3 protein-coding genes are annotated in these 2,943 nt (G+C 42.5%); all 3 read left to right on the plus strand.

The window, feature by feature from the left end; genetic code table 11:
• The coding region (locus ACOVQQ_RS08895; protein WP_421817891.1) for a hypothetical protein at positions 1–293 on the plus strand (293 nt) is incomplete at its 5' end.
• Positions 294–544: 251 nt separating this feature from the next.
• On the plus strand, positions 545–2,095 hold the full coding sequence (locus ACOVQQ_RS08900) for a Fic family protein (RefSeq protein WP_421817892.1): 1,551 nt from the start codon (positions 545–547) through the stop codon (positions 2,093–2,095).
• A gap of 439 nt (positions 2,096–2,534) precedes the next feature.
• Positions 2,535–2,943: SMI1/KNR4 family protein (locus ACOVQQ_RS08905; protein ID WP_421817893.1), on the plus strand; the 409-nt coding region annotated here is incomplete at its 3' end.

The raw sequence follows: 2,943 nt of genomic DNA on the forward strand, positions 1-2,943 counted from the left end.
AACGAGATTTTTTTAAGACAAACCCAATCAGCAATGGTTGGGTTTTTTTGTGGGAGAGATTGAAAGATTTCAAGATTACAAGATTTCAAGATTACAAGATTGAAAGATTACAAGATTCAAAGATTACAAGATTGAAAGATTGTGGGAGACAGTGTGTTCTTTCAGCGATTCGTAGATTTCGGTCTTTTTGGGCAATCCGCTGCGGCAAACGTTTAGTGGAAGTCCGAGGCGCCGCACCGTCACGCCTTTCACTACAACAAAACGCTCGAAAAAGCACAAACACTAGTCGTTAAAAAGCTTCTGAGATCGCTTTTTTCCTCCTGTGTTTGTAAGCTACTCGAGCGTTTTGGTTTCCGTTGCAGTCGTTATTGCGGGGAAGGTGCAAAACGTGTCGTTGCAGTAGCGCTATTGTACGTTTTGTAAAGCGGATTGTGCGGGTTGGAACTCCCACCCGAAAGCAACTTTTCACGCAAACCACAAAATACTAAGCGTTTTTCATGTTGCGTAAGTTAATTTCATACATTTGAATAGTTGTTTTTTATAAATGAAATTAAATAATAATCAATATTCACAGAAAATAAGCATTTTTCATGGCCGACAAGCTCCCGAAGAAGGAACTTTGGTAGGCTACGGTGCAGTAATAGATCGCCTAAAATTGTCTATGCCCTTGCCTTCCAAGTTGGCATTAATCAGCACAAAAAATCGCCGATATGCAAACAATCATTGGCTGGTTCTTACACCGCGACATGCCCCTGAAGATAACTTATATAAACAGCTCGTTTTCGCCTTGAAATATGAAGGCTTAAACCTATTATTCTTTAAAAAGCTGTTTCAACAAGTGTCTAAAGAAGAAGTCACAGCCTTAGTTCAAATGGAGCCAACAGGGCAATATTGTCGTAAAATATGGTTTTTGTTTGAATGGTTGATGGGTTACAAACTCGACATTCCCGATTTAACCCAGGGAAATTTTGTGAATCTGCTAGACGAAGAGATGCAATACGCCGCAGGAACTCCAATTAAATCAAGCAGACACAGAATAAACAATAATCTGCCAGGAACAGTTGATTTTTGCCCGTTAATATTCAAAACCGAGAAATTAGAAACTTTCATAGCAAAGAACAATCCCGATAGCATCAAAGCAACAATCAGCGGATTTCGTAAAGATATTTTGCACAGAACGTCTTCCTTTTTGTTACTTAAAGATTCAAAAGCTTCCTTTAGCATTGAAGGAGAAACGCCTACGCAAAACAGAGCCATTCGTTGGGGAAAAGCCATTGGCCAAGCAGGAAGTAAACCTTTGAGTCCGGACGAGCTTTGTCGATTGCAACAAATTGTAATTGAAAACAGTCGGTTCACCAAAATGGGCTACCGAACCGAAGGTGGGTTTGTAGGCGAACACGATAGAGAAACCGGCGAACCCATCCCAGAACACCTATCTGCAAAAGCAGCTGATGTAGCAACGTTGATCAACGGACTAATAAATTCTGCAAATTACCTCGAATCAATAGGTTTTAACCCGGTGCTAGCCGCTGCAAAAATTGCTTTTGGCTTTGTATTCATACACCCTTTTGTTGATGGTAACGGTCGAATTCATCGGTATCTCATTCATCATCTGTTAGCCGCCATGAAATACAGCCCACAAGGAATTATTTTCCCTGTGTCGGCTGCCATTTTAGAACGAATAGCCGACTACCAACGCGTGCTTGAAGCCTATTCTCATCCGCTGCTCGATTTTATTGAGTGGGAAAAAACAGCAAAGAACAACGTAGAAGTTCTCAACGACACGATCGATTTTTACAAGTATTTCGATGCAACGCCGCAAGCTGAATTTTTATTTGAATGTGTAGATACAACCATTCACCAAACTATTCCCGCGGAAATTAACTATCTTCAAAAATACGACCAGATGAAGCAGTGGTTGGATAACCAGTTTCAAATGCCCGACGGTACCGTTGCCCTTCTCATTCGTTTTTTAGAACAAAATCAGGGTGCCTTATCTAAACGAGCACGGGAAAAAGAATTTGCTGCACTTACGCCCGAAGAAATCGAAGATATTGAGGAAAAGTTCACTGCTATTTTTACTGAAAACACCTAGAAATTTAGGAACATTTTTGACATTCTTACCTAATTTTAAATAACGTTTTATAGCGCATACCCCTTTGCTGCCGCACGAATCTTCAGCACGATAGTTATCTTTTGATCTTTTTCATTTTTTTCATTTTTCTTTCTCTCGGGCAATCCGCTGCGGCAAACGTTTGCTGGAAATTTATCGCGCCGCACCGTCACGCCTTTCACTACAACAAAACGCGCGAAAAAGCACAAACACGGGTCGCCAAAAAGCTTCTGAGGTCGCTTTTTTCCTTCCGTGTTTGTATGCATTTTCGCGCGTTTTGGTTTCCGTTGCAGTCGTTATTGCGGGGAAGGTGCAAAACGAGTCGTTGCAGGAGCGATTTTGTACGTTTTGTAAAGCGGATTTGAAATACGCCGTTTACCTGAATTTCATAACTTTAGTGACCCAACCAAATCCCAAAACCATGAGTGTCGAAAAAGCCTTAACCTTTATCCACGAAAACCCCGATTCGGCCGATTTTGTAGGTCCGATTCTCGAAGCACAAATACAAAAAACCGAAGCCTTTCTTAACCTAACGTTTCCGCCCACGTACCGGAAATTTATTTCCGAATTAGGTTGCGGCGACATCCTTGGCCTCGAGCTTTTTGGCATCGTTTCCAACACCGAACTCATGGGAACGGGCATCCCCTGCGTTACGTGGCTTACCACAAACCTCCGCAACGAGGAACTGCCCCAGCATTTCATCCCCATTGCCGACGTTGGCGATGGCCAATACTACGTTATCGACACCCAAAACCACAATCGTTCCCAAACCGACACCTGCCCCGTACTCATTTGGGATCCCGCCACCCTCGAAACCACCCCCGAATTCG

It is taken from the genome of Flavobacterium sp. (genome assembly GCF_049240005.1).
Classification (GTDB): Bacteria; Bacteroidota; Bacteroidia; order Flavobacteriales; family Flavobacteriaceae; genus Flavobacterium.

Excerpts from the sequence above, each read along its gene's own strand:
- ACOVQQ_RS08900 (WP_421817892.1), top strand. The coding sequence starts at position 545 with ATGAAATTAAATAATAATCAATATTCACAGAAAATAAGCATTTTTCAT.